This is a genomic window from Streptomyces sp. R818, from assembly GCF_056172735.1.
This window is the reverse complement of the sequence record NZ_JAOCNE010000003.1, coordinates 683,860-707,241: the sequence shown is the minus strand read 5'-3', so window position 1 is coordinate 707,241 and position 23,382 is coordinate 683,860. Positions and strand designations below refer to the sequence as shown.

Sequence of the window (23,382 nt, the reverse complement as noted above, 5' to 3'; positions counted from 1 at the left end):
TCGCACCGCATCAGGACGGACGGCGCCCGGCCCCGCCCTCAGCCCGCCCGCCACGACCGAAGCACCGCCTCCACCGTCCCCGTCACCCGCGCCCGCGCCTCCCGCCAACCCACCCCCTCCATCAGCAACCGGTCGTACGGGGTGTCGACGTGCCGGACCGCGGCCCGCACCGCCGCCGTGACCGCGCCCTCCGTCAGCGCACGCCCCGCCGCGCTGCGGCCGACCCGCCCGCTGCCCCGCGCCCCCGCGTGCCGGGCGACGGCCGCCGCCCGCTCCGGCGGACACCCCGGGAACAGGCGCAGGATTTCCGCCGCGAACGCCGCCTCGAAGCGCACGTCCTGGGCCGCGCGGTACGCCGCGTCCCGCTCCCGGCGCCGGGCCCGCGCCTCGGCGTCCGCGAGGCAGCGCGCCTCGGCCCGCGCGAGCGCCGCCTCCTCGACGAGGACGCCCTGACGCTCGTACCGGCCGCGCCGCCGGTGGAACCGTACGACGACCGCCGAGAGCCCGCTCTCCTCCCGTGACCTGCGGGTCAGCGCGGTGTCGCCGCGCGGCAGGTACACCAGGTGGCCGAGGTCGGCGCAGTCCAGGCAGCGCGGCTGCCCCTCCGCCATGACGAGGAGGGGGAGCGGGCCCGCGCGGCAGGCGCCGCACCGCCTGCGCTTGACCGGCCGGAAGACGACGGGCCCGCGCGCGGGCGGCGTGGAGGGCGACGTGGAGAGTGCGGTGGAAGGCGGCATGGAGGGGGAGGGCGGCATGGAGGGCGGCGTCGTGCTGGTCATACGGACGTCATGCCCGCCCGGACGCCCACGCCACCGCACCGCCCGGACGCCCACGCCACCGCACCGCCCGGGCGCCCGCACGACCGCCCGGCATCATGGAGCCTGTGCGACTGGAACCGATCACCTGGGAACGGCTCGGCGACGCCCTCGCCGAGCGCCTGCTCGACCTGAAGCCGGGCGACGGCGGCCCCTGGCCGAAGGTCGCCTTCGACGGCGCCCCGGCCGCCCGCCCCGGCGACCTCGCGGCCCGCGTCGCCGAGGCCCTGCGCGTCCGCGGCCGCTCCTCCCTGCCGGTCGGCACGGACGGTTTCCTGCGCCCGGCCTCCCTGCGCTACGAGTTCGGGCACGAGGACCCGGACTCGTACTACGGCGGCTGGTTCGACACGGGCGCCCTGTGGCGCGAGGTGTTCGGCCCCCTCGAACCCGACGGCACCGGCCGTGTCCTGCCCGACCTGTGGGACCCGGCCACGGACCGCGCGACCCGCAGCCCGTACGTCCACCTTCCGCCCACCGGCGCCCTGTTGCTGCACGGCCCGTTCCTGCTCAACCACTGGTTCCCGTTCGACCTGACGGTCCACGTCGGCCTGACACCGGGCGCGCTGCGACGGCGTACCCCCGAGGAGGAGCGGTGGACGCTGCCGGCCTTCGCACGCTACGACGACGAGACAGCGCCGGCCGAGCGGGCGGACATCGTCATCCGCGCGGACGACCCCCGCCACCCGGCCTGGGGCCGGCGGTGACCGGCCTGGCCCCGCCCCTCACAGCCAGCCGTTGCGCTTGAACCCCCGGTGGACGACGACGCAGATCGCGGCGATGACGGACAGCATCAGCGGATAACCGAACCGCCAGTGCAACTCGGGCATGTGGTCGAAGTTCATGCCGTAGATCCCGCACACCATCGTCGGCACTGCGACGATCGCGGCCCACGCGGTGATCTTGCGCATGTCCTCGTTCTGCGCGACGGTCACCTGCGCGAGATGCGCCTGGAGGATCGAGTTCAGGAGCTCGTCGAAGGCCGCGATCTGCTCGACCGCGCGCAGCAGATGGTCCGACACGTCCCGGAAGTACGCCTGTATCTCGGGCGGCACGACGGGGAACGGGTGCCCGGCCAGCTCCATGACCGGGCGGGCCAGCGGCGACACCGCCCGCTTCAGCTCCAGGAGTTCGCGCTTGAGCTGGTAGATGCGGCCAGGGTCGGCCCGCGCCCCGTTCTGCGCGAAGACGTCCGTCTCGACCTCGTCGATGTCCGCCTGGATCTCGTCGACCACCCTCAGATAGTCGTCGACGACGCTGTCCGCGATGGCGTGCAGCACGGCGGCGGGCCCCTTGGCGAGCTGCTCGGGAGCCGCCTCCAGGCTCTCGCGCACGGGCCCGAGCGAGCCGTGCCGCCCGTGCCGCACCGTGATCACGAAGTCCCGCCCGACGAAGACCATGATCTCGCCGGTGTCGACGATCTCGCTGGTCGCCGTCAGCTCGGCGTGCTCGACGTAACAGACCGTCTTCAGGACCGCGAACAGCGTCTGCCCGTACCGCTCGACCTTCGGCCGCTGATGCGCGTGGACCGCGTCCTCCACCGCCAGCGGGTGCAGGTCGAACAGCTCGGCGATGTCCGCGATCTCCGCCTCGGACGGTTCGTGCAGCCCCAGCCAGACGAACCCGTCGTCCGCCTTGCGCACCGCGCGCACCGCCTCGACGAGATCGCGGCCGCCGCGCTCGCGCACGCCGTCGCGGTACGTCACGCAGTTGACGACCGCCGAGCCCAGCGGGGAGCGCGCCGGGTGGCTCAGATCGACCCGTCGCCGCCGCCGTGCGAGCCGCGCCACCTTCCGCAGCCCGCTCACCCCGCGCAGACCGCCGACCCTCCGCAGGTTGCCCGCCATCGACATGCTCGGCTCCTTGCGCCGTTCCCGTTCGCGTTCTCGTACGGGTTCCCGTACGTGGCGGGCCAGTCTGCCAGCCGCCACCGACAACGGCTGCGACGATCCCCGGCGTGGTGAGCCCGCAGGACGGCGGGGCCGCACGCGCGCGTGCGGCCCCGCCCCCCGCTTCTCCCCGCTTCCTCCTGGACCGGCTAGACCGGCCGTACGCCGTTCAGCGCGCCGTGCGGATCGAGGACGTACTTCCTGCTCGCGCCCTGGTCGAACTCGGCGTAGCCGCGCGGCGCGTCGTCCAGGCCGATCACCGTCGCGTTGACGGCCTTGGCGATGTGCACGCGCTCGTGCAGGATCGCCATCATCAGCCCCCGGTGGTACGTCATGACGGGGCACTGCCCGGTCGTGAACCGGTGGCTCTTGGCCCAGCCGAGCCCGAGCCGCACCTTCAGCGTCCCGGTGCGCGCGTCCTGGTCGACGCCGCCCGGGTCGTCGGTGACGTAGAGGCCGGGGATGCCGAGCGCGCCGCCGGCCGTCGTCAGGCCCATCAGGGAGTTGAGGACGGTCGCGGGCGCCTCGGCGGAGTCCGGGCCGTGCGCCCGCGCCTCGAACCCGACCGCGTCCACGGCCGCGTCCACCTCGGGCACGCCGAGGATCTCGGCGATCTGGTCCTCGACGGTGCCGCGCGTCAGGTCGACGGTCTCGCAGCCGAAGCTCCGCGCCTGCGCGAGCCGTTCGGCGTTCAGGTCGCCGACGATCACCACGGCCGCGCCGAGCAGCTGCGCGGAGGCCGCCGCCGCGAGGCCGACGGGTCCGGCCCCCGCGACGTAGACCGTCGAACCGACCTGCGTCCCCGCGGTCACCGCGCCGTGGAAGCCGGTCGGGAAGATGTCCGACAGCATCGTGAGGTCGAGCAGCTTCTCGCGTGCCTGTTCGGGGTCGGGGAAGCGCAGGACGTTGAAGTCCGCGTAGGGGACCATGACGTACTCGGCCTGCCCGCCGACCCAGCCGCCCATGTCGACATAGCCGTAGGCGGCGCCGGGCCGTGCCGGGTTGACGTTCAGACAGATGCCGGTCTTGCGCTCCTTGCAGTTGCGGCAGCGGCCGCACGCGATGTTGAACGGCACCGAGACGACGTCCCCGACGCCCAGGAACTCGACGTCCGGGCCCTTCTCGACGATCTCGCCGGTGATCTCGTGGCCGAGGACCAGGCCCTCGGGCGCGGTGGTGCGACCACGCACCATGTGCTGGTCGCTGCCGCAGATGTTGGTGGCGAGGACCTTGAGGATCACGCCGTGCCGGCAGGTGCGCCCGATGTTCGCCGACGCCACCCCCGGCCCGTCCTTCAGTTCGAGCGTGGGGTGGTCGATGGTCCTGACCTCGACCGCACCCGGCTTGAGATAAGCGACTGCCTTGTTCCCGCTCATGCCTGTTCGCCGTCCCTTCGGCTCAGTGACGCGGCGTACGGCACGGCGTGCGACGCGCCGTACGGCGGATGTTCCGGCTGTGCGCACGGCGGAGTCTGCTACCGGACGGGCGTCCTGAGGAGACCCGGCGGGCCGGGTCGTTGAAGAGAGAAGAGAACGGGGCGATGGGGATGGGGGAGGGGGAACGGGGGAGGGGCGGCGGTGGTGCCCGGCCGCCCCGTCGCTCAGCGGCGCACGCGGCGGCCGCTGCCCCGGTCGAGCAGGGCGACACCGAGCGCCGCGAGGCCGATCTGGATGAGCCACTCGATCCAGTCCACGCCGTTCGTCTCCTGGACGTCGAAGCCCGCGGCGATCGCCGACCCGAGGAAGGCCGCCGCGATGCCCACGAGGATGGTGGCGAGGACGCCGATGCGTTGCCGGCCGGGCAGCGCGAGCCGGCCGAGCACACCGATGACGATGCCGATCAGGATGGCGCTGACAATGCCCGAGATCTCCATGCCCTGCCTCCGGGTGACATGTCGACAAACCTCTATGACAGCCTCTTGACTCTTGAGGGACGTCTGCCCCTGGACGGGCCGTCCAGTCGTCGCCGCGCATCCGCTACGAGGCGTCCAGTGAGGGGAGGGGCGCGGGGTGTCTAGGGTGACGCTCCATGACCACCACGAACCCTCCCGCTCCGCCCTCCTTCGCCTTCCACGTCGCCGACGTGGAGATGGAGCCGGAGCCGCTCGACCCGGGCCGGATCCTCTCGGGCGATCCGGTCGTCACCGGCGCGGTGCTGTGGGAGTCAGCTGACGGCACGCAGATGCGCGGCGTCTGGCAGATCACGCCCGGCGTCGTCACCGACACCGAGGCGGACGAACTGTTCGTGGTCGTCAGCGGCCGGGCCACCGTCGAGGTCGAGGGCGGCGGCGTCCTCGAACTCGTCCCCGGCACGGCGGCGGTGCTGCGGGCGGGCGACCGTACGACATGGACCGTGCACGAGACGCTCCGCAAGGCGTATCACCTGACGCTGGACTGACCCCGGTCCGCGGTCACGGTCACGGTGACGAGGGGCGGGCCCGGGACGTGAACAGGACGAAGGCGGCGAGCGGCAGCAGCAGGCACGCCGCCGCCAGGTTCAGCCACGCGTAACTGGCCGTCGCCACCACCAGGCCCGCCGTCGCGCCGCCGATCCCCGCAGAGAGGCTGGTCGTCAGATCGGACAGGCCCTGCGCGGCGGCGCGCGCGGCACCCGGCACCGAGTCGGTGAGCAGCGCGGAGCCCGCGACGAGCCCCGCCGACCAGCCGAGCCCGAGCACGAAGAGCCCCGCGGCGCTCTGCGCGTGGCTGCCGCCCGCGGTCCCGGCGAGCAGCGCCGCGCAGGCCAGGAGCGCCACGGCGAGGCCGATCACGGCCAGCCGCCCGTAACGGTCCGCGAGGCGCCCCATCACCGGCGAGAACGCGTACATCCCGGCGATGTGCCCGCTGATGACCAGGCCGATCAACTCGATCCCCGCGCCGTGGTGTTCGAGGTCCACCGGTGTCATTGACATGACCGACACCATCGCGGTGTGCGACACGGCGACGGTCGCCAGGGCGAGCCGGGCGCGCGGCGACGCGGAGACGGCGGTGAACCCCGCGCGCAGCGAGCGCGCCTCGCGGGTCTGCTCCTCGGCGGGGGCGAGCGCCCGCGCGGTGAGGAGCGGGTCGGGGCGCAGGGTGAGGTGGACGGTGGCCGCGGCGATGAGGAACACCCCGGCCGCCCAGACGAAGGGGCCCGACTCGGCGGGTATGCCGAGCCCGGCGACGCTGCGGCCCGCGGGCGCGGCTATGTTCGGGCCGAGGACGGCGCCGATGGTGGTGGCCCAGACGACGGTGGAGATGGCGCGGGCCCGCCGGTCGGGCGCGGCCAGGTCGGCGGCGGCGTAGCGGGCCTGGAGGTTGGCGGAGGACGCGGCGCCGAACCCGGCGAGCCCGATCAGCAGCAGCGGGAAGTTCCCGGCCGCGGCGGCGAGCACGGTCAGGGCGGCGCCGAGCGCGCCGACGACGTAGGCGAGCACGAGCCCGGACCGTCGTCCGCGCGCGTTCATCAGCGCGGCGAGCGGCATCGAGAGCACGGCCGTCCCGGCGACACTGGCCGTCGACGCGAGCCCCGACAGCGCCTCGTCCCCGCTGACCTCCTTGGCCAGCACAGCGGCGAGCGCGATCCCGGTGGCGGTCCCGAGCCCCCCGAGAATCTGCGAGACGACCAGCACCCGCTGAGTACGCCGCTGCACCCCAGCGACCACCACCCCGTCGACGACAACCACCACTGACCCCCACCCCTGAAATCCCGCGTACCTGAGCCCCGCCAGGGGCGCGGGGAACTGCGCGAGCAACCACGACGCGACGGAAGGCCGCGAACGAAGCGAAAGCCTCCACGGCGCGTGGGCATACGCAAAAAAGCCCGGCCCCTGTCAGAAGAGAGGCTCAGGCAACACCCCCTCCAGCGCAAGCAACTTCCGCTTGGTCTCCAGCCCGCCCCCGAACCCCCCGATCCCCCCGTCCCGCTCCACCACCCGATGGCACGGCACCACGACCGGCAGGGGATTCGCCCCCATCGCGGCGCCGACCGCCTGCGCGGCCCCGGGCTGCCCGACCCGCGCGGCCAGCTCCCCGTACCCGACGACCGCCCCGTAGGGCACGCCGGACGCCAGCGCGCGCAGCACCTCCCGGTTGAACCCGGCGCTGAGCGACCAGTCGAGCGGGAGGTCGAAGTCGCGGCGCCGCCCGGCGAAGTACTCCGCGAGCTGCTCCCGCGCCGCCGCGACGACCGGCGCGTCCGGCGCCTCGACCGGCGCGGCGCCGAAGCGGGCGCCGAGCCGGCCGAGTATGTCGTCCCGTACCGCGTCGGTGGCGTGGAAGACCACGCTCACCAGGCCCTCGTCGGTGGCGGCGAGCAGCAGCGGCCCGATGTCGCTGGGCACGACGGCCCACACGACGCGGCCTCGACCGACGGGGTCGAGACCGACGGCGTCACGGCCGACGGCGGTGTCCTGGCCGACGGTCCTCTGCTCAGCGGGATCCTGCCCAGTGGCGTCCATACCGACCACGGTAGAGCCGGGCACTGACAACGCCGGACGCCCGAGGGGCCGGGTCAGCCGCGGAGCGCCTTGCGCACCACGTCCGGCGCGTTCGTGATGATCCCGTCGACGCCGTACCCGGCCACCCGCTGCGTGGTCGCCGCGTCGTTGACGGTCCAGGTGTGGACCTCCAGCGTCTTCTTGTGCGGGCCCTTGAGGGCGTGCACGGCGTTCACGTAGTCCGTGGAGATCGTGGTGTTGCTCGGGTTGATCTGGTCCGTGAACGCCGCGTAGGAGGGCAGGTCGGCGACGGCGGGCGTGCCGAGGAACCCGGTGACGATGTCCGGGCGCAGCGTATGGACCGTCCGTACGCTGTCCGCGCTGAAGCTCTGGATGACCAGGCGGCGCTTGACGTGCCCGCGGCTCAGCCAGCCGTCGTTGCGCAGCTCGCGCATGATCTGCGCCTCGATGCCCGGGTACAGCTCGGGCGACTTGATCTCCATGAGCAGTTTCTGGCGGTTGTGGTCCACGCGCCGCAGGTACTGGTGCAGGGTCGGGATCCGCTGCCCGGCGAACTCGGCGCCCTTCCAGCTGCCCGCGTCGAGCCTGGCGATCTCCGCGGCGGTGAAGTCCCGCACGTTCCAGGGCGCGCGGTCGGGGTAGAGCTCCTCGACATCGGTCGTCCGGTTCAAGGTGGTGTCGTGGATGATGACCAACGCGCCGTCCTTGGTGCGCTGCACGTCGTTCTCGACCCAGTCGAAGCCGAGGTCGTCGGCCTCGTCGATGGCCTCGAGGGTGTTCTCGGGAGCGTAGGCGGAGGCGCCGCGGTGAGCGATTATCACGGGACTGTCGTGCCGGGAGGCGGCCTGAGCGGCGGTGGGCAGGACAAGGACACCGATGACCGCGGAGCCGGTCACGGTGGCCAGGGCGGCTACTGCGCGTACGTACACATCTGCTCCTCGTGCGTGGTGAGAACACGGACGGGACGAGACTGACAGGGAGTGGCCAACAGAACACAGGCGAAGGATGGTCATAAGTTGAACGGAGTTACTCGTCAGCGACCCACCCCGCGTTCGAGGCGCGGGTTTCTTTGCCGGAAAATCAATCGGACGTTCCGGGGTGCGCTTTAATCTCAGCCTCAACCACGGCCGCCCCAGTGGTCGTTGACAGGGAACGTACCGGACATCTCGGGCACGGAATCGGGCGGAAGGGCTGCGGCACATGCAAGGGACGGTCGACGGCTTCAGTTACGGGCTGGTTACGCCATTGGTGGCGTATTTCATGGCCTGCCTGGGCGGAGCCCTCGGACTGCGGTGCACCACGAGATCGCTCCGCGTGGCCAGCACCTGGCGCGCCGGCTGGCTCGCGCTCGGCTCGGCGGCGATCGGCTCGGGCATCTGGACCATGCACTTCATCGCCATGATGGGCTTCACCGTCGAGGGCGTGCCGATCCACTACGACAAGGCGCTGACGTTCGCGAGCCTCGGCCTCGCCATCGTCATGGTCGGCATCGGCGTCTTCATCGTCGGCTACAAGGGCGCGACCGGCGTCGCCCTGTTCACCGGCGGCACGATCACCGGGCTCGGGGTCGCGTCCATGCACTACCTCGGCATGGCCGGAATGCGGCTGCACGCGACGATCGAGTACAACACCTTCGTCGTCGGCGCCTCCGTCGTGATCGCCATGGTGGCCGCCACCGCCGCCCTGTGGGCCGCCGTCCAGGTCCGCGGCATCCTGTGGAGCCTCGGCGCGAGCCTGATCATGGGGCTCGCCGTCTCCGGCATGCACTACATGGGGATGGCCGCCGTCAGCGTCCACCCGCACGGCGACGTCAGCGGCGCCCCCGGCGGCGACTCCGCCACCGGGATACTCGCCCCGATGATGATCGGCCCCCTGTGCTTCCTGCTCCTCGCGGGCGTGGTCGTCATGTTCGACCCGCTGATGGTCATGGGCCGCCCCGACTGGCGCGACGCCCTGGAGGCGGAGCGGGAGGGCCTCTCCCGCGCGGGCGTGCCGCGGCCCCGCGGCGTCACCGAGCGGCCGACGACACGCACCCCGCACGGCTGGTGAGAGGGCGCCCCGCGCCCGGATCGCCCCCGGTTGTCAGTGGCGGGTCGTACGGTTGATTCCATGCGGCCCGTAACGAAGATCGAACGCACGGTGGCACCCTTCGAGGTCGTCAGCCCGTACCAGCCCAGCGGCGACCAGCCCACGGCCATCGCCGAGCTGGACAAGCGCATCCGCGCAGGCGAGAAGGATGTCGTCCTGCTCGGCGCGACCGGCACCGGCAAGTCCGCCACCACGGCGTGGATGATCGAGAAGCTCCAGCGCCCCACCCTGGTGATGGCCCCGAACAAGACGCTCGCCGCCCAGCTGGCGAACGAGTTCCGCGAGCTGCTGCCGAACAACGCGGTCGAGTACTTCGTCTCGTACTACGACTACTACCAGCCCGAGGCGTACGTCCCGCAGTCGGACACCTACATCGAGAAGGACTCCTCGATCAACGAGGAGGTGGAGCGCCTGCGCCACTCCGCGACGAACTCCCTGCTGACCCGCAAGGACGTCGTCGTGGTCGCCTCCGTCTCCTGCATCTACGGCCTGGGCACGCCGCAGGAGTACGTGGACCGCATGGTCCCCCTGAAGGTCGGCGCCGAGATGGACCGGGACGAGCTGCTCCGCCGCTTCGTCGACATCCAGTACACGCGCAACGACCTGGCGTTCCAGCGCGGCACCTTCCGCGTGCGCGGCGACACCATCGAGATCTTCCCGGTCTACGAGGAGCTCGCCGTCCGCATCGAGATGTTCGGCGACGAGATCGAGGCGCTCTCCACGCTGCACCCCCTCACCGGCGAGGTCATTAGCGACGACCAGTCGCTCTACGTCTTCCCCGCCTCGCACTACGTCGCGGGCCCCGAGCGCCTGGAGCGCGCGGTCAACGACATCGAGAAGGAGCTCGGCGAGCGCCTCACCAGCATGGAGAAGCAGGGCAAGCTCCTGGAGGCCCAGCGCCTGCGGATGCGCACCACCTACGACATCGAGATGCTCCGCCAGATCGGTACCTGCTCCGGCGTGGAGAACTACTCGATGCACTTCGACGGCCGCGAGCCCGGCTCCCCGCCGAACACGCTGCTCGACTACTTCCCGGAGGACTTCCTCCTGGTCATCGACGAGTCGCACGTCACCGTGCCGCAGATCGGCGCCATGTACGAGGGCGACGCCTCCCGCAAGCGCACCCTCGTCGACCACGGCTTCCGGCTGCCGTCCGCGCTCGACAACCGCCCGCTGAAGTGGGAGGAGTTCCAGGAGCGCGTCGGCCAGACCGTCTACCTCTCCGCGACCCCCGGCACCTACGAGCTCTCGCGCGGGGACGGCTACGTCGAGCAGATCATCCGCCCCACCGGCCTCATCGACCCCGAGGTCGTGGTCAAGCCCACCGAGGGCCAGATCGACGACCTGGTGCACGAGATCCGCACCCGCGCCGAGAAGGACGAGCGCGTCCTGGTCACCACGCTCACCAAGAAGATGGCCGAGGACCTCACGGACTACTTCGTGGAGCTCGGCATCCAGGTGCGCTACCTGCACAGCGACGTCGACACCCTGCGCCGCGTCGAACTCCTCCGCGAACTGCGCGCGGGCGAGTACGACGTCCTGGTCGGCATCAACCTGCTCCGCGAGGGCCTCGACCTGCCCGAGGTCTCGCTGGTCGCGATCCTCGACGCCGACAAGGAGGGGTTCCTGCGCTCCGGCACCTCCCTGATCCAGACCATCGGCCGCGCCGCGCGAAACGTGTCGGGCCAGGTCCACATGTACGCCGACAAGATCACCCCGGCGATGGAGAAGGCCATCGACGAGACCAACCGGCGCCGCGAGAAGCAGATCGCGTACAACAAGGCGAACGGCATCGACCCGCAGCCGCTGCGCAAGAAGATCAACGACATCGTGGCGTCCATCGCGCGCGAGGACGTCGACACCGAGGCGCTGCTCGGCACCGGCTACCGCAAGGGCGGCAAGGACGGGAAGCCCGGCAAGGCGCCCGTTCCCTCCCTCGGCAAGGCGGACACCGGCAAGAAGAAGCGCGGCAAGGCGGCCGAGACGGTGCCCACCGACCGACCCGCCGCCGAGCTCTCCGCGCAGATCGAGGAGCTGACGGACCGGATGCGGGCCGCCGCCGCGGATCTCCAGTTCGAGGTCGCGGCGCGCCTGCGCGACGAGGTGTCCGAGATGAAGAAGGAGCTGCGCCAGATGCGGGAGGCGGGCATCGCCTGACCTGTCACGACGGGCGGAGCGCAGGGGGCGCTGTGTTGCAATGCCGCCACAAATTCCCGACCGCGGTGGCGGCGTTGCCGGTGGGGCCCCATAGGGTTTGCCCCACCGCGCGCAAGCCGCGGCAACAGGGGACAGTTCGAGAGGGGACAGCGCGTGACGGCCGATTTTGCGGGTTTTTCGAAAGGCCCTGGCATCAGCTTGACCAAGGGCCAGGCCATCAGCCTGGAGAAGAAGGGCGGAGGCACCCTCACCGCCGTGCGCATGGGCCTCGGCTGGCAGGCCGCCCCGCGCCGCGGCCTGTTCGGCTCCCGCACCCGGGAGATCGACCTGGACGCCTCCGCGGTGCTCTTCGCCGACAAGCAGCCGGTGGACGTGGTCTTCTTCCGCCACCTCGTCAGCGACGACGGCTCGGTGCGGCACACCGGTGACAACCTGGTCGGTGGCGTCGGACAGGGCGGCGACGACGAGGCGATCCTGGTCGACCTGGCCCGCGTCCCGGTCCACATCGACCAGATCGTCTTCACGGTCAACTCCTTCACGGGGCAGACCTTCCAGGAAGTGCAGAACGCGTTCTGCCGCCTGGTCGACGAGACGAACGGCGAGGAGCTCGCCCGGTACACGCTCGACGGCGGCGGCCAGTACACGGCGCAGATCATGGCGAAGGTGCACCGCGACACAGCGGGCGGCTGGAAGATGACGGCCCTGGGCACGGCGGCCAACGGCCGCACCTTCCAGGACCTCATGCCCGCGATCCTGCCCAGCCTGTAACGGGGCCGACGATGGCGGCCGAACTGGTGCGGGGCCAGAATCACCCGCTGACCCGGACGCGCCTCGAGATCCGGGTGTCGGCCGGCCGCCCGGTCGTCGCGGGCGCCACGCTCGCCGACGACCGGGGCACCGTGCGCGGCCCCGGCCAGGTCGCCCACCCCGGCGCGCCCGCGCTGCCGGGGCTCGAAGTGCCGCGCCAGGCCGCCGCCGACCACCGGCTCGCCGTCGACCTGGACGCGATGCCCGAGCACGTGCACCGCGTCACCGTGCTGCTCGCCCTGCCGCTCTCCACCGGCGGGCCCACCCGGTTCGGCGCGGTGGCGGCCCCGTACGTCGCGGTCACCGGGCTCGACGGCGCCGAGGTGGCCAGCTACACCATCACCGGGCTCGACACCGAGTCGGCCGTCACCGCCCTGGAGCTGTACCGCAGACAGGGCGCCTGGAAGGTCCGCGCCGTCGGCCAGGGCTACGCGGACGGGCTCGGCGCCCTCTTCGCCGACCAGGGCGTGCCCGACGCGCACGCCCTCGCGACCGCCGTCCACCAGGCCGTCGCCCAGAGCCTGGCCCGCACGGTGGCGCCCGCGCCGCGCCCCGCCGACGAGACCCAGGTCCGCGCGCCGGCCACGGCAGGACAGGCGGCGAGCCCCGCACCACCCGCCGCGCCCGCCCCGGCACCGGCCCCCGGCACCCCGCCCGGCCCCATCGACTACACCCACCCCGGGCGCCAGGCGCCTCCGCCGCCCGTCCCGGCGCAGGCCGCCGCACCGGGTGGCGGGCCCGCCGCGCCCGTGGCGGGCGACGCGACCGGCTGGTCCATGGACGAGCGGCTCTACAACCAGGTGTGGGGCATGTTCGAGGACCTGGCCCGGACCGCCGCGGCCTACCGCAGCGCCGTCGACTTCGCGGACTCCCGCATGGAGCAGGAGCTCGACAAGGTCCTCTCCGACCCGCGCAGCCGCATCGGCGGGCAGGCCGACGCCGCCCGCGAGAGCGCCGCCGCCAAGCACGCCGCCCTCGTCGACCGCGCGCGGGAAGCGCTCGACCGGGACCTGGCCCAGCTCGCCGCCGAGTCCGAGGTCGTCGAACCCGCGCTCCCGGCCCCGTACGCGGGCTGGGACAACCCGTGCTGGCACGCGTACCGCAACCCCATGGAGATCCCCATGGCCGTCCGCCTCGGCGAGCTGCGGCTGCCCGAGAGCGACAGCGTCGGCCTGCGCATCCCCATGCTGGTCCGGCTGCCGCTCGAGCGCGGCCTGTGGATCGACGCGGGCGCGTCCGACCCGGAGGTGCTCGCGGACGCCGACGAGCTGCGCGCCCGCGCCGCCCGCACCGCGACCGAGCTGGTGGCACGGCTGCTCGCGGCCTACCCGGCGGGCGAGTTCAGCGTGCATGTCGTCGACCCGGCGGGCACGGCGGCGGGCGCGCTCGCCCCGCTCGTCGACGCCGGGGTGCTCGCCGGACCCGTGGCCCGGGGCACGGCGGGCGTCGCCGAGACGCTGACGCGGCTGACCGAGCGGGTCGACCTCGTGCAGATGGCGGTCCGCAGCGGTGCGGTGGACGCCCTGCCGCCCGGCCTCGACGTCGCCGAGCAGCTCCTGGTCGTGCACGACTTCCCGCACGGCTTCGACGACCGCGCGGTGACCCGCCTCCGCTACCTCGCGGACGAGGGCCCGCAGGTCGGCGTGCACCTGCTGCTCGTGGCCGACCGCGAGGACGCCGCCGAGTACGGACCGCTCCTCGACCCGCTGTGGCGGGCCCTGCTCCGTCTCACCCCGGTCCCCGACGACCACCTCGCCGACCCCTGGGTGGGACACGCCTGGACGTACGAGCCGCCCGCGATCCCGGACGGCAGCGCGGTCCTGCGGCGGGTCCTGGGAGAGGTGGCGAGGGCCCGGCGGGAGCGGAACCTCTGACTTCTTCTTTGCGCAAGGAGACTCTGCTGACCTGCGGTTTTGGGATGACCTTTACCTAAACCTTTACCTTTCATGGGTGTTTCGAGTACGCTCCTTTACGCGGAGGGGAGTACTCCCGTACGCGGCGTTCCCGTCAATACGGACGATGCGGCCCGATGGCCGGTCGATCCCGGGGCGTCGGCCCGAGGCGCGGCACGCGCCCGGGTGGAAGAGACCTCCGGCAGCGACGACGCTGATCAGTAGCCGTACGACGCCGGAGGCGCAGTGGACGTATCGATGACCCTTTGGGTACTGACCATTCTTGGTCTGTGTGCCCTGATCGCGGTCGACTTCTTCATCGGGCGCAAGCCCCACGACGTATCCATCAAGGAAGCCGGGATCTGGACCGTCGTCTGGATCGCGCTCGCCGTGCTCTTCGGCATCGGCGTGACCATCTGGGGCAGCAGCCAGGCGGGCGGCGAGTTCTTCGCGGGCTTCATCACCGAGAAATCGCTCAGCGTCGACAACCTCTTCGTCTTCATCCTGATCATGGCGAAGTTCTCGGTGCCGACCCATCTGCAGCAGCGCGTGCTGCTGTTCGGTGTGCTGATCGCGCTCGTGCTGCGGGCGATCTTCATCGCGGCGGGTGCCGCCGTCATCGCCAACTTCTCGTGGGTCTTCTACATCTTCGGCGCATTCCTCATCTACACCGCGTGGAAGCTCGTCAAGGAGGCGATGGGCGACGACGAGGAGGAGGAGTTCGAGGAGAACCGCCTGCTCAAGTCCATCGAGACGAAGTTCGGCGTCGCCGACCGGTACCACGGCACGAAGCTCTTCATCCGTGAGCACGGCAAGAAGATCATGACGCCGCTCCTGGTCGTCATGCTCGCCATCGGCATGACCGACGTGCTCTTCGCGATGGACTCGATCCCCGCGATCTTCGGCCTGACCCAGGACCCGTACATCGTCTTCACGGCCAACGCGTTCGCGCTCATGGGCCTGCGCCAGCTGTACTTCCTCATCGGCGGACTGCTCAAGAAGCTGGTCCACCTCAGCTACGGCCTGTCCGTGATCCTCGGCTTCATCGGTGTGAAGCTGGTCCTGCACGCCCTGCACGAGAACGGGGTGCACGTACCGGAGATCAGCATTCCGGTCTCCCTGAGCGTCATCTGCGGTGTCCTGGTCATCACCACGATCACCAGCCTCATCGCCTCGAAGAAGCAGGCCGAGCGGGACGCGGCGACCGGCCGGGACCGCAAGGACAGCATCGACGCCTGACCACGACGGGCGTAGGCATGACCAGCACCGGGTGGTGCGCGCGGACGGTTGCCGCGCGCGTCGCCCGGTGCTTGCCTGTGCCGTGAGCGCACCCCGGCCCGGGGCACGCCGGCCGTGCGGGGGAGGCCCCATGAGCCAGAAGTTCGTACAGATCGTCGACTTCGAGACCCGGCGCTTCGACGAGATGAAGGAGCTGCTCGACCGGTTCGAGCAGCGCATGGCGGGGGAGTCCGGCGGACCCATGCACCGCATGATGCTCCAGGACCGCGACCACGCCGGCCGCTACCTCGCGGTCCTCGAGTTCGCGTCGTACGACGAGGCGATGCGCAACGACGCCCGCCCCGAGGTCGCCCAGCTGAACGAACAGCTGATCGCCCTCTGCACGCGACCGCCCTCCTTCGGCAACTACGACCTGCGGGACGCGCGCGAGCTGAAGTGACGCGAGGGACCCGGCTCAGGAGACACCGCCTGAGTCGCGGCCCCGCCGCACCCCCGGCACCATCGACAGCATGATCACCAGACTCCGGGCCCTGGCCACGCGGTGGACCGTCGCCGTCCCGGTCCTGGCGGTCGTGCTGCTCGCCCTCACCTGGGGGCGCTCCCTGCCGGGCGTCCTGGTCGCCGTCGTCTCCGTCGTCCTCGCGGGGTCCGTCCTCGCCGCCGTGCACCACGCCGAGGTCATCGCCCACCGCGTCGGCGAACCCTTCGGCTCGCTCGTCCTGGCCGTCGCGGTCACGGTCATCGAGGTCGCGCTCATCGTCACCCTGATGGCCGACGGCGGCGACAAGAGCGCCACCCTGGCCCGGGACACGGTCTTCGCCGCCGTGATGATCACCTGCAACGGCATCGTCGGGATCAGCCTGCTCACCGCCGCCCTCCGCCACCGCGTGGCGGTCTTCCAGTCGGAGGGCACGGGCAGCGCGCTCGCGACGGTGGCCACCCTCGCCACGCTCTGCCTGGTCCTCCCGACGTTCACGACCAGCAAGCAGGGCCCGGAGTTCTCCACGTCGCAGCTGCTCTTCTCCGCGATCGCGGCGCTCGTCCTGTACGGGCTCTTCGTCGCCACGCAGACCGTGCGCCACCGCGACTACTTCCTGCCCATCACCAAGCACGGCGACGTCATCGACGCCGACGACCATGCGAACGCGCCGAGCACCGGCACGGCCCTGACGAGCCTGGGGCTGCTCGCGCTGGCGCTCATCGCGGTCGTCGGCCTCGCCAAGGGCGTGTCGAAGACGATCGAGCACGGGGTGGCGGCGGCGGGGATGCCGCAGGCCGTCGTCGGCGTGATCATCGCGCTGCTCGTGCTGCTCCCCGAGACCATCGCCGCCCTGCGCGCGGCCCGCCGCGACCGCGTCCAGACCAGCCTCAACCTGGCGCTGGGCTCCGCCATGGCCAGCATCGGCCTGACGGTCCCGGCCGTCGCCATCGCCTCGTTCTGGCTGTCGGGCCCGCTCGTCCTGGGCCTGGGCGCCACCCACATGACCCTGCTCGCCCTGACCCTGATCGTGACGACGCTGACGGTGGTCCCGGGCCGCGCCACGCCCCTCCAGGGCGGCGTGCACCTGGTCGTCCTGGCGGCGTACGTGGAACTGGCGGTCACCCCCTGACGCCCGCGTGATAGACCCACAAGGAGCATCCGCCCGACGTACGGAGGTCCTTGTGCCGCACACCCTCGCCACCGCGCCGATCCTGGTCCTGAACGGCCCGAACCTGAACCTCCTCGGCAAGCGCCAGCCCGAGATCTACGGCCGCGACACCCTCGCCGACGTCGAGGCCCTCTGCACCAAGGCGGCCGCCGCCCACGGCGCCACGGTCGACTTCCGCCAGTCCAACCACGAGGGCGAACTCGTCGACTGGATCCACGAGGCCCGCGAGCACCACGTCGGCATCGTCATCAACCCGGCGGCCTACTCCCACACGTCCGTCGCGATCCTGGACGCCTTGAACACCTGCGACGGCCTCCCTGTGATCGAGGTCCACATCTCGAACATCCACCAGCGGGAGACCTTCCGCCACCACTCCTACGTCTCGGTCCGCGCGGACGGGGTGATCGCGGGCTGCGGCGTGCAGGGGTACGCGTTCGGGGTGGAACGGGTGGCGTCGCTGGCGGCGGCGGGGGCCGCGCGGGCCTGAAGGGCTACCAGCCCCGCGCGCGCCACTCCTGGAGGTGCGGGCGCTCGGCGCCCAGGGACGTGTCGTTGCCGTGGCCCGGGTAGACCCAGGTCTCGTCGGGGAGCGGGGCGAAGATCTTCGTCTCCACGTCGTCGATGAGGCTCGTGAAGGCCTCCGGGTCCTTCCACGTGTTGCCGACGCCGCCCGGGAAGAGGCAGTCGCCGGTGAACACGTGCGGGTGCCCGTGCGGGTCGTCGTAGATCAGGGCGATCGAGCCGGGGGTGTGGCCGACGAGGTGGCGGGCCGTGAGCGTGATGCGGCCGAACTCGATCGTGTCGCCGTCCGCGACCGGGACCTGCGTCGGGACCGGGATGCCCTCGGCGTCGTCGCGCCCCGCGTACGTACGCGCGCGCGTGGCGGCGACGACCTCGGCGAGCGCCTGCCAGTGGTCGCCGTGGCGGTGCGTGGTGACGACGGCCGCGATGCCGTCGTCACCGATGAGGCGGAGCAGTGTCGTCGCCTCGTTCGCCGCGTCGATGAGGAGCTGCTGGTCGGTCGCGCGGCACCGCAGCAGATAGGCGTTGTTGTCCATCGGCCCGACCGCGACCTTGGAGATCATCAGGTCCTGCAGCTCGTGCACGTCCGCCGGGCCGCCGACCTTCACCGCTCCGCTGTACGTCATGCGCTCAGCCTATAGCGGGGGCAGCGCGGGCAGGGAGCCACGGTCGACGGAGAGCGCCCCGCCGTCCCTACGGCCTGCCAGCCAGCCGAGGAGGTCCGCCGGGGAACCGTGGACGGCTGACATGTCCGGCAGGTGATCGCGGAAGCGCTGCGTCAGGAAGTCGGTCTCCCGCTGCGTGAACTCCTCCGGCAGGTCCTCCAGCTCGTAGCCGATGTCCAGGTCCACGTGGTGGAGCTCGATCTCCGCCCAGCGGCGGAAGGGGATGCGGGAGGCGGTGTCCTTGACGCCGTTGCGGAGTTCGACCGTGCGGGACCAGTCGGCGTCCTGGGCGGTGGAGGCCTGGAAGCGGGCCGCGCTCTCCCGTACGTCGTCCAGCTGGGCCCGCAGCTCGCGCGGGGCGCCGCGTTCGATGTCCGCGTCCCGCGCCTCCGCGCTCTCGTACATGGGGCGCCCGGCGAGGACGTTGACGAGCGCGTCCGCGTTGCGGGCGAGATGGGCGAGGACATGACCGCGGGTCCAGCCGGGCAGGCGTGACGGGTGCGTCACAGCCGCGTTGTCCAGGGTGCCGACCGCGGCGAGCAGTCGTTCGGTCGCTTCACGTACAGACAGCAGGTCACGCTCGTGATGATCCATGGCGCAGACGGTAGCGGTGCCACACGTTCGGGTGAAGGTGGCCGACATCATGCCGGAATCGAATGTACGTGCTATATGGTCGAAGGCGGCTTCGGGCATGCTTGAAGGTCCGGGTTTGTTACCGAAGACGGGAAGCCGACCGCGTTGTCAGTGGCTCCCTCTAGTCTTCGAAACGGCAGGCTTCTCATCGGTTTCCTGCCGTACAGGGCTTCCTGTCACTTCTCCAAGGAAAGGTACGGACCGGCGTGGCCGACCGTCTCATCGTCCGTGGCGCGCGCGAGCACAATCTCCGGAATGTCTCGCTCGACCTCCCGCGCGACTCCCTCATCGTCTTCACCGGTCTGTCCGGCTCCGGCAAGTCCTCGCTCGCGTTCGACACGATCTTCGCCGAGGGACAGCGGCGCTACGTCGAATCGCTGTCCTCGTACGCCCGCCAGTTCCTCGGCCAGATGGACAAGCCGGACGTCGACTTCATCGAGGGCCTCTCCCCGGCCGTCTCGATCGACCAGAAGTCGACCTCGCGCAACCCGCGCTCCACGGTCGGCACCATCACCGAGGTCTACGACTACCTGCGTCTGCTCTTCGCGCGCATCGGCAAGCCGCACTGCCCCGAGTGCGGCCGGCCCATCGCGCGCCAGTCGCCGCAGGCCATCGTCGACAAGGTCCTGGAGCTGCCCGAGGGCAGCCGCTTCCAGGTCCTGTCGCCGCTGGTGCGCGAGCGCAAGGGCGAGTTCGTCGACCTCTTCGGCGACCTGCAGACCAAGGGCTACTCCCGCGCGCGGGTGGACGGCGAGACGATCCAGCTCACCGAGCCGCCGACGCTGAAGAAGCAGGAGAAGCACACCATCGAGGTGGTCGTCGACCGCCTCACGGTGAAGGACTCCGCCAAGCGCCGCCTGACCGACTCCGTGGAGACCGCGCTCGGCCTCTCCGGCGGCATGGTCGTGCTCGACTTCGTCGACCTCCCCGAGGACGACCCCGAGCGCGAGCGCATGTACTCGGAGCACCTGTACTGCCCGCACGACGACCTGTCGTTCGAGGAGCTGGAGCCCCGCTCCTTCTCCTTCAACTCGCCCTTCGGCGCCTGCCCCGACTGCTCGGGCATCGGTACGCGCATGGAGGTCGACCCCGACCTGATCGTGCCGGACGAGGAGAAGTCGCTCGACGAGGGCGCCATCCACCCCTGGTCGCACGGTCACACCAAGGACTACTTCGCGCGGCTCATCGGCGCGCTCGCCGACGCCCTCGGCTTCCGTACGGACATCCCGTTCGCCGGGCTGCCGCAGCGGGCGAAGAAGGCCCTGCTCCACGGCCACAAGACGCAGATCGAGGTCCGCTACCGCAACCGGTACGGGCGCGAGCGCCGGTACACGACGCCGTTCGAGGGCGCCTTGCCGTTCGTGAAGCGCCGCCACAGCGAGGCCGAGTCGGACTCCAGCCGCGAGCGCTTCGAGGGCTACATGCGCGAGGTGCCCTGCCCGACCTGTGAGGGCACACGCCTCAAGCCGATCGTGCTGGCCGTCACGGTCATGGACAAGTCCATCGCCGAGGTCTCGGCCATGTCCATCAGCGACTGCGCCGACTTCCTCAGGAAGCTGACGCTGAACGCGCGCGACAAGAAGATCGCCGAGCGTGTGCTGAAGGAGGTCAACGAGCGGCTCCGCTTCCTCGTCGACGTCGGCCTCGACTACCTCTCGCTGAACCGCGCGGCCGGCACGCTCTCCGGCGGCGAGGCGCAGCGCATCCGCCTGGCGACGCAGATCGGCTCCGGCCTCGTCGGCGTCCTGTACGTGCTCGACGAGCCGTCCATCGGCCTGCACCAGCGCGACAACCACCGTCTGATCGAGACCCTGGTCCGGCTGCGCGACATGGGCAACACGCTCATCGTGGTCGAGCACGACGAGGACACCATCAAGGTGGCCGACTGGGTCGTGGACATCGGCCCCGGCGCGGGCGAGCACGGCGGCAAGGTCGTGCACAGCGGCCCGTTGAAGGAGCTGCTGAGCAACGCCGAGTCGATGACCGGGCAGTACCTGTCGGGCAAGAAGGCGATCCCGGTCCCGGACGTCCGGCGCCCCGTGGACCCGTCACGGCAGCTCACCGTGCACGGCGCCAAGGAGAACAACCTGCGGGACATCGACGTGTCCTTCCCGCTCGGTGTCCTCACGGCCGTCACCGGCGTCTCGGGTTCCGGCAAGTCCACGCTGGTCAACGACATCCTCTACACGCACCTGGCCCGCGAGCTGAACGGCGCGCGTTCGGTTCCCGGCCGCCACACGCGCGTGGAGGGCGACGACCAGGTCGACAAGGTCGTGCACGTCGACCAGTCGCCCATCGGCCGTACGCCCCGGTCCAACCCGGCGACGTACACGGGCGTCTTCGACCACGTCCGCAAGCTGTTCGCGGAGACGACGGAGGCGAAGGTGCGGGGCTACCTGCCCGGGCGCTTCTCCTTCAACGTCAAGGGCGGCCGCTGCGAGAACTGCTCGGGCGACGGCACCATCAAGATCGAGATGAACTTCCTGCCGGACGTGTACGTCCCGTGCGAGGTCTGCCACGGCGCCCGCTACAACCGGGAGACCCTGGAGGTCCACTACAAGGGCAAGTCCATCGCCGAGGTCCTGGACATGCCGATCGAGGAGGCGCTCGACTTCTTCGAGGCGGTCCCCGGGATCGCCCGCCACCTCAGGACGCTCAACGACGTCGGTCTCGGCTACGTCCGTCTCGGGCAGTCCGCGCCGACCCTGTCGGGCGGTGAGGCGCAGCGCGTGAAGCTGGCGAGCGAGCTGCAGAAGCGTTCCACTGGCCGCACGGTGTACGTGCTCGACGAGCCGACCACCGGTCTGCACTTCGAGGACATCAGCAAGCTGATCACGGTCCTTTCCGGGCTGGTCGACAAGGGCAACTCGGTCATCGTGATCGAGCACAACCTGGACGTCATCAAGACGGCGGACTGGGTCGTCGACATGGGCCCCGAGGGCGGCAGCGGAGGCGGCATCGTCGTCGCCGAGGGCACCCCGGAGCAGGTCGCGTCGGAGCCGGCCAGCCACACCGGCAAGTTCCTGCGGGACATCCTCGGCGCCGACCGGGTCACGGACGCGTCCGCGCCTGCCGGGCGGGCCCGCAAGAGCGCGGCGCGGAAGAAGACGGTGGCCGCCAGTGCGGCTCCGGCGAAGAAGACGGCCACGGCGAAGGCGTCCGCCTCCGGCAAGGCCACCGCTTCCGGCAAGGCGGCGAAGTCGGCCTCGGCCAAGCCCGCCGCCAAGTCGGCCGCGAAGAAGCCCGCGGCGAAGAAGGCGGCGACGACTCGGGCCCGTAAGGCCTGATCGGTCGCCGGACCGGCCTGACCCTGACCAGCAGTGCGCCCCGCGGGAGACTTCCGCGGGGCGCACTGCGTTGCGGGGTTCCGGCCGGCTAGACGGCGCCGACCTCGGACGCGTACGGCGGCTCGGCCCCCGCCCGGGAGCACGTGACGGCCGCCGCGCGGGCCGCAAACCGCAGCAGCCGCGCCCAGCCGTCCTCGCTCAGCTCCGCGAGGGCCGCCGGGGACAGGGCGTCCTGCTGGGCGAGGCCGTGCAGCAGCGCCGCGTTGACCGTGTCGCCCGCGCCGATCGTGTCCACGACGTCGACGCGCTCGCCCGGCACTGACAATTCACCGCCGTCCCGGGTGAAGACGATGAGCCCGTCGCCGCCCCGGGTGACCACGACGGCCGCGGGGCCCGCCGACAGCCACTCCCGGGGCGTCCCGCCGAGCCACTCGGCGTCCTCCTCGGAGAGCTTCAGGAGGGTGGTGGACGGCAGCCAGCTCTTGAAGCGGGCCCGGTAGGCGTCGGCGTCCGGGATCAGGCCCGCCCGGATGTTCGGGTCGAGAGCGGTGCACAGGCCCTGCGCGGCGGCCCGGCGCATCAGCTCCTCGTACGCGGTCGCCCCCGGCTCCAGGACGAGCGAGCAGGTGCCGAACGACACCGCGCGCGTGCCCGCGGGCAGCGCGTCCGGCACCGCGAACAGCCGGTCGGCGGTCCCCTCGACGTAGAACGTGTAACCGGCCGAGCCGTCCGCCCCGATGGACGCGACGGCCAGCGTCGTCGGCTCGTCGCCGCGCTGCACGGGGGTCACGTCGACACCGGCCGCCCGGACCCCGTCGAGCAGGGCCTCGCCGAACGCGTCCCGGGACACGCGCGAGCAGAAGGCGGTCGCGGAACCGAGCCGGCCGAGCGCCACCGCCGTGTTGTACGGGCCACCGCCGAGCCGGGGCGCGAGCGCGGGCAGCGCGCCGCCGTCACCGCCCGCGCTCAACGGCACGAGGTCGATCAGGGCCTCTCCGGCGACGACGATCACGCTTGTTCCTCTCGGACGGGGACGGACGGCACGGGGGCGCGCCCGGTGCCGATGACACGCGGGGCGCACCCGGGTGCCGACGGCAGGGTAGAACGTCCTGGCCCGGAGGTCAGCAGGCGTCCCGGACACGGGCACGGGTGAGCGGCGGTACGGGCACGGGGGCGGTGGGTTCGGGCAGGGCGGGGCCCAAGTCGCCGGGCAGGGCGGGTCCGGTGGCCCCGAGCAGCGTGGGGGTGTCACCAGCGGGCGGTTGCTCGTCGGTATCGTCTGATCTGTTACGCACGTCCGT

Annotated in this window: 22 protein-coding genes; 11 read left to right on the top strand and 11 right to left on the bottom strand. The window is 71.6% G+C overall.

The features are described from left to right. Positions 1 to 38: 38 nt before the first annotated feature. Positions 39 to 737: a DUF2293 domain-containing protein gene (locus N5I75_RS08350; protein ID WP_476676972.1), complete on the bottom strand. Its 699-nt coding sequence runs from the start codon at positions 735 to 737 to the stop codon at positions 39 to 41. Positions 738 to 874: 137 nt separating this feature from the next. Here N5I75_RS08350 and N5I75_RS08345 point away from each other — a divergent pair, with 137 nt between their 5' ends. Further along, positions 875 to 1,519 carry a nucleoside/nucleotide kinase family protein gene (locus tag N5I75_RS08345; RefSeq protein ID WP_476675853.1) on the top strand — a complete coding sequence of 215 codons (645 nt, stop codon included), beginning with the start codon at positions 875 to 877 and terminating at the stop codon, positions 1,517 to 1,519. Between the two features lie 18 nt (positions 1,520 to 1,537). On the opposite strand, the gene N5I75_RS08340 is transcribed toward N5I75_RS08345, so the two are convergent. From N5I75_RS08340 to N5I75_RS08330, 3 genes are all read right to left on the bottom strand, one after another. Next, positions 1,538 to 2,665, bottom strand: a complete 1,128-nt coding sequence (locus N5I75_RS08340; RefSeq protein ID WP_476676971.1) for a magnesium and cobalt transport protein CorA — start codon at positions 2,663 to 2,665, stop codon at positions 1,538 to 1,540. A gap of 185 nt (positions 2,666 to 2,850) precedes the next feature. Beyond that, a complete protein-coding gene (gene fdhA / locus N5I75_RS08335) occupies positions 2,851 to 4,077 on the bottom strand; it encodes a formaldehyde dehydrogenase, glutathione-independent (RefSeq protein WP_476675851.1) in 1,227 nt (408 codons plus the stop codon). Positions 4,078 to 4,301: 224 nt separating this feature from the next. Beyond that, positions 4,302 to 4,574 carry a GlsB/YeaQ/YmgE family stress response membrane protein gene (locus tag N5I75_RS08330; RefSeq protein ID WP_476675849.1) on the bottom strand — a complete coding sequence of 91 codons (273 nt, stop codon included), beginning with the start codon at positions 4,572 to 4,574 and terminating at the stop codon, positions 4,302 to 4,304. A 155-nt stretch (positions 4,575 to 4,729) separates the two neighbouring features. Between N5I75_RS08330 and N5I75_RS08325 the strand changes: the two genes are divergently transcribed. Then, a complete protein-coding gene (locus N5I75_RS08325; RefSeq protein ID WP_476675847.1) occupies positions 4,730 to 5,098 on the top strand; it encodes a cupin domain-containing protein in 369 nt (122 codons plus the stop codon). Between the two features lie 19 nt (positions 5,099 to 5,117). Here the strand turns inward: N5I75_RS08325 and N5I75_RS08320 are convergent, their stop codons facing one another. The 3 genes from N5I75_RS08320 to N5I75_RS08310 form a co-directional block, all read right to left on the bottom strand. Continuing rightward, positions 5,118 to 6,371, bottom strand: coding sequence for an MFS transporter (locus tag N5I75_RS08320; protein ID WP_476675845.1), 1,254 nt, complete (start codon positions 6,369 to 6,371; stop codon positions 5,118 to 5,120). Between the two features lie 144 nt (positions 6,372 to 6,515). Further along, a complete protein-coding gene (locus tag N5I75_RS08315) occupies positions 6,516 to 7,037 on the bottom strand; it encodes a methylated-DNA--[protein]-cysteine S-methyltransferase (protein ID WP_476676969.1) in 522 nt (173 codons plus the stop codon). Between the two features lie 158 nt (positions 7,038 to 7,195). Then, the gene (locus tag N5I75_RS08310) at positions 7,196 to 8,071 is read right to left on the bottom strand and encodes a glycerophosphodiester phosphodiesterase (protein ID WP_476675843.1); all 876 of its coding nucleotides are present in this window, start codon (positions 8,069 to 8,071) and stop codon (positions 7,196 to 7,198) included. A gap of 271 nt (positions 8,072 to 8,342) precedes the next feature. On the opposite strand from N5I75_RS08310, the gene N5I75_RS08305 reads away from it, so the two are divergent. The 8 genes from N5I75_RS08305 to aroQ all read left to right on the top strand — a co-directional run bounded on the left by N5I75_RS08305 (position 8,343) and on the right by aroQ (position 17,461). Next, positions 8,343 to 9,191 (top strand): MHYT domain-containing protein, encoded by an 849-nt coding sequence (locus N5I75_RS08305; protein WP_476675841.1) that lies wholly within the window; start codon positions 8,343 to 8,345, stop codon positions 9,189 to 9,191. Positions 9,192 to 9,251: 60 nt separating this feature from the next. Beyond that, the gene (gene uvrB / locus N5I75_RS08300; protein WP_476675839.1) at positions 9,252 to 11,387 is read left to right on the top strand and encodes an excinuclease ABC subunit UvrB; all 2,136 of its coding nucleotides are present in this window, start codon (positions 9,252 to 9,254) and stop codon (positions 11,385 to 11,387) included. A gap of 198 nt (positions 11,388 to 11,585) precedes the next feature. Next, positions 11,586 to 12,155 carry a TerD family protein gene (locus N5I75_RS08295; protein ID WP_476675837.1) on the top strand — a complete coding sequence of 190 codons (570 nt, stop codon included), beginning with the start codon at positions 11,586 to 11,588 and terminating at the stop codon, positions 12,153 to 12,155. Between the two features lie 11 nt (positions 12,156 to 12,166). Continuing rightward, the gene (locus tag N5I75_RS08290; protein WP_476675835.1) at positions 12,167 to 14,068 is read left to right on the top strand and encodes a TerD family protein; all 1,902 of its coding nucleotides are present in this window, start codon (positions 12,167 to 12,169) and stop codon (positions 14,066 to 14,068) included. A gap of 264 nt (positions 14,069 to 14,332) precedes the next feature. Next, positions 14,333 to 15,325 (top strand): TerC family protein, encoded by a 993-nt coding sequence (locus N5I75_RS08285; RefSeq protein ID WP_476675833.1) that lies wholly within the window; start codon positions 14,333 to 14,335, stop codon positions 15,323 to 15,325. A gap of 130 nt (positions 15,326 to 15,455) precedes the next feature. Next, positions 15,456 to 15,764, top strand: a complete 309-nt coding sequence (locus N5I75_RS08280) for a hypothetical protein (protein WP_476675831.1) — start codon at positions 15,456 to 15,458, stop codon at positions 15,762 to 15,764. Positions 15,765 to 15,834: 70 nt separating this feature from the next. Beyond that, a complete protein-coding gene (locus tag N5I75_RS08275; protein ID WP_476675829.1) occupies positions 15,835 to 16,935 on the top strand; it encodes a calcium:cation antiporter in 1,101 nt (366 codons plus the stop codon). Between the two features lie 52 nt (positions 16,936 to 16,987). Then, complete coding sequence (aroQ, locus tag N5I75_RS08270; protein WP_476675827.1) at positions 16,988 to 17,461, top strand: type II 3-dehydroquinate dehydratase; 474 nt, start codon at positions 16,988 to 16,990, stop codon at positions 17,459 to 17,461. A gap of 4 nt (positions 17,462 to 17,465) precedes the next feature. On the opposite strand, the gene N5I75_RS08265 is transcribed toward aroQ, so the two are convergent. Together N5I75_RS08265 and N5I75_RS08260 are read right to left on the bottom strand one after the other, a co-directional pair. Beyond that, complete coding sequence (locus N5I75_RS08265; protein ID WP_476675825.1) at positions 17,466 to 18,122, bottom strand: MBL fold metallo-hydrolase; 657 nt, start codon at positions 18,120 to 18,122, stop codon at positions 17,466 to 17,468. A 9-nt stretch (positions 18,123 to 18,131) separates the two neighbouring features. Next, positions 18,132 to 18,755 (bottom strand): maleylpyruvate isomerase family mycothiol-dependent enzyme, encoded by a 624-nt coding sequence (locus N5I75_RS08260; RefSeq protein ID WP_476675823.1) that lies wholly within the window; start codon positions 18,753 to 18,755, stop codon positions 18,132 to 18,134. 245 nt (positions 18,756 to 19,000) lie between these two features. Here N5I75_RS08260 and uvrA point away from each other — a divergent pair, with 245 nt between their 5' ends. Next, positions 19,001 to 22,081 carry an excinuclease ABC subunit UvrA gene (gene uvrA / locus N5I75_RS08255; RefSeq protein ID WP_476675821.1) on the top strand — a complete coding sequence of 1,027 codons (3,081 nt, stop codon included), beginning with the start codon at positions 19,001 to 19,003 and terminating at the stop codon, positions 22,079 to 22,081. A gap of 88 nt (positions 22,082 to 22,169) precedes the next feature. On the opposite strand, the gene N5I75_RS08250 is transcribed toward uvrA, so the two are convergent. Continuing rightward, a complete protein-coding gene (locus N5I75_RS08250) occupies positions 22,170 to 23,093 on the bottom strand; it encodes a carbohydrate kinase family protein (RefSeq protein WP_476675819.1) in 924 nt (307 codons plus the stop codon). A 109-nt stretch (positions 23,094 to 23,202) separates the two neighbouring features. Further along, positions 23,203 to 23,376: a hypothetical protein gene (locus N5I75_RS08245; protein WP_476675817.1), complete on the bottom strand. Its 174-nt coding sequence runs from the start codon at positions 23,374 to 23,376 to the stop codon at positions 23,203 to 23,205. Positions 23,377 to 23,382 lie beyond the last annotated feature (6 nt).